3 protein-coding genes are annotated in these 3,155 nt (G+C 39.0%); 1 reads left to right on the forward strand and 2 read right to left on the reverse strand.

Features of this window, described 5'->3' with window-relative positions; translation table 11 throughout:
- On the forward strand, window positions 1-496 hold a 496-nt coding region (locus tag EA341_RS00225; protein ID WP_293010670.1), incomplete at its 5' end, for a DUF1080 domain-containing protein.
- 354 nt (window positions 497-850) lie between these two features.
- On the opposite strand, the gene EA341_RS00230 is transcribed toward EA341_RS00225, so the two are convergent.
- Together EA341_RS00230 and EA341_RS00235 are read right to left on the reverse strand one after the other, a co-directional pair.
- Window positions 851-2,311, reverse strand: a complete 1,461-nt coding sequence (locus EA341_RS00230) for a DASS family sodium-coupled anion symporter (protein ID WP_293010671.1) — start codon at window positions 2,309-2,311, stop codon at window positions 851-853.
- A 242-nt stretch (window positions 2,312-2,553) separates the two neighbouring features.
- Window positions 2,554-3,155 (reverse strand): carboxylesterase family protein (locus tag EA341_RS00235; protein ID WP_293010672.1); only part of this gene is annotated, 602 nt, incomplete at its 5' end.

Below are 3,155 nucleotides of genomic sequence, written 5' to 3' on the forward strand. Positions count from 1 at the left end.
AGTGACGCCTAGAACAGGGGATATTCAAACCAAAGAAAAATTTGGAGACATGCAGCTGCATATTGAATGGACTGCACCAACGGAAATCAAAGGAGAAGGACAGGGGAGAGGTAATTCAGGAATATTCCTAATGTCACACTATGAAGTTCAGGTTTTGGACTCATATGAAAGCAGGACTTACTCAAATGGACAAGCTGCCAGTATTTATAAACAAACTCCTCCATTGGTCAATGCCATGAAAAAACCCGGAGAGTGGAATACCTATGACATCTATTTTACTGCTCCAAGATTCAACGCAGATGGAATGGTGGTTGCTCCGGCAAGAGTTACTGTAGTACACAATGGCATTTTGGTACAAAATAATACAGAAATCAAAGGTCCAACCGAATATATTGGTATCCCTAACTATAAAGCCCATGATGATGCTTTGCCTATAAAGCTTCAGGACCACGGAGACTTGGTAAGGTTTAGAAATATTTGGGTTAGAAAACTGTAGAATTAAGATTTTAGATTTTAGACTGCGGTATGATTAAGTGGAAGGTGAAGGACACTTTCAAAGTTTAACTTATAGAAAGGAGAAACTCAGATTTTATCATTAAAATTTAATTGAGCTTTACCTTGTCAACTCGACGCAGGAGAGTTCTTAATTTAGATTTAAGTCCCGATAATTATTGGGAAGAATTAAGATTTTATATTTGGAAACAGTAAAGTAGAAAGAGGGAAACACTTTCAACAATTACTTTAAAAAGCAAAGTATAAATATCGTAATATCAATAGAATATCCATTAATATCGTTTAAGTAAAAAGATACAGCACCGATTTTGATTCTAAAAATCGGTGCTTTTTTATTTTAAAATGGATATTCAGAAAGATCTATTTTCCAAACAAGAGGCAGGTAATACAGGGTAAATAAGGTGATAATAAGGATTGAAATCAGGTTCATCCAAAGGCCAGCGCGAAACATATCCGGGATACTCAGGTAACCTGAGCCGAAAACTACTGCATTAGGAGGGGTGGCAACGGGCAACATAAAAGCACAGGATGCAGCCAAAGTTGCTCCTACCATCAACCCATAAGGGTGGACACCCATAGAATAGGAAACCGCCGCCAAAATCGGCAGGATCATAGATGCTGTGGCAACATTGGAAGTGATTTCTGTAAGAAAATTGACAGCTGCGATGATGATCAAAAGGAATAGACCAAAAGCAATGAAGTCAAGAAAAGCAAACTGAGTTCCTATCCAAGAAGCCAAACCAGTAACTTTGAATCCTTCTGCCAAAGCAAGTCCGCCACCAAACAACAATAAAATGCCCCACGGTATACTTTCTGCTGTTTTCCAATCTAATAGTTTAGTTGATTTATTTGAAGAGGGGAGAACGAATAGCAATACAACCCCAGTAATAGCGATAATGGTGTCATCCAAAGCTGGAATAAAGTCCTGTAACAGTAATGAGCGCATGATCCATGAAAAACTCACCAATCCAAACACCCATGAAACTCTTTTTTCTTCAACACTCATGGCACCAAGTAGGGCCAACTGATTTTGTATTTCTTCTTTGCCACCGTCTATTGTAAAATCCCTTTCAAAAGGGTAGGCAAATCTTACCAAATACACCCAACAGATGAACAATAGGATTAAGGAAATGGGTAGACCGAAAATCATCCATTGAGAAAAGCTGATATCATAACCATACATCTCTTTGATTACACCTGCAAGAATAATGTTGGTAGGTGTACCTATCAGGGTTGCAACACCACCTATGGATGCTGCATATGCAATTCCCAACATCAATGCCTGACCAATCCTGTTAGGTTTAATGTCTTTATTGCCAGGTGTAAGCTGAGTTACAACTGCTATCGCTATCGGAAGCATCATAAGGCTAGTGGCTGTATTGGAAATCCACATAGACAAAAAAGCAGTGGCCAACATAAAGCCTAAAATGATCCGCTGAATATTGGTACCGATAAAAAGAATAATATTCAGTGCTATTCTTTTGTGCAGATTCCATTTTTCTATGGCCATGGCAATCATAAAACCTCCCATATATAACAATACCATGGGGTGGGAATAAGAAGAGGCCGTATTGATCATTGGCAAGGCACCCAGGGTAGGTAGGAGGACTAAAGGCAATAAGGAAGTAGCTGCAATAGGAATTGCTTCAGTAATCCACCAAGTTGCTACCCAAACTGTGACAGCCAGCATAGCCAAGGCTTCATGAGACATTCCTTCAGGGCTCAGAAAAAATAAAATCAGTAGAAACAAAATTGGTCCAAGATAGAGACCAATCCTCGCTGTGCTGTTTTGGGACATAAGTGATTATTACAAGTCTCAAGCTTGCGAAAATTCTCTAAATATTCAACAAGAAAATGAATAAGGGTAGAGGATATTGTATGTGGAGTTAAGATAAGGTTGGCGAGATTATATTTCTTTATTTAACATAATGTAAATTATATAACATTTAAATAATATTCTTTAATATGATTGCTTCAGTCTAAAGAAAAAATTGTCAGGAATAAACCTGACAACCTTGTATTCTAAATTTGATAAAAACTTTACGCCATCGGCAAAGTCATCCTTGCAGCTCGATCAGGATCATTCTTTACAACACTGTTATCATTAAGTACCATAGTTTCTCCATTTTCCACAGTAAACTGAGGCCAGTCAGGCAAAGCACCGGCATTGGGATTTCCGGTCTTCATAAAAGCCAACAAAGACTCAGACATCTTTTCTGCCAATTGCCTGGGTCTTTTCCCTCCGCCCGTATGGGTATACATCCTGTCTGTATTTTGGAACCAGAAACAAATGTCTATGCAATGAAAAGCACGCATCCGGCCATTGTACATATTCGGTTCCCAGCCAAACCAAGCCATATAAACCGGGGCTTTCTGTTTGGCTTTTGCTTCAGCAGCAGCAACCGCTCCTTGACGGTTAGAAGCCACCAAAGCCATGATTTCAGCAGGTTTTTTATCAGGGAAATTAGTCTGATATGCATTGACAATTTCTGAAGTTTTATCACCAAACCTAGGTTTAAGTTGTTCAATGACACCTTTCAGGTCTATAGCTTCCAATTGGGGGTTTGCACGTGTAGCACTCCATTCATGGAAAGTGGTGCAGATCATCAATGGAATATCACTTTCGTGGCTATTTTCATTGG

This window comes from Mongoliibacter sp., assembly GCF_007692705.1.
Classification (GTDB): domain Bacteria; phylum Bacteroidota; class Bacteroidia; order Cytophagales; family Cyclobacteriaceae; genus Mongoliibacter.

Bases quoted from the DNA above. Each gene is read 5' to 3' on its own strand.
- EA341_RS00230 (WP_293010671.1), bottom strand. From the start codon at position 2,311: ATGTCCCAAAACAGCACAGCGAGGATTGGTCTCTATCTTGGACCAATT.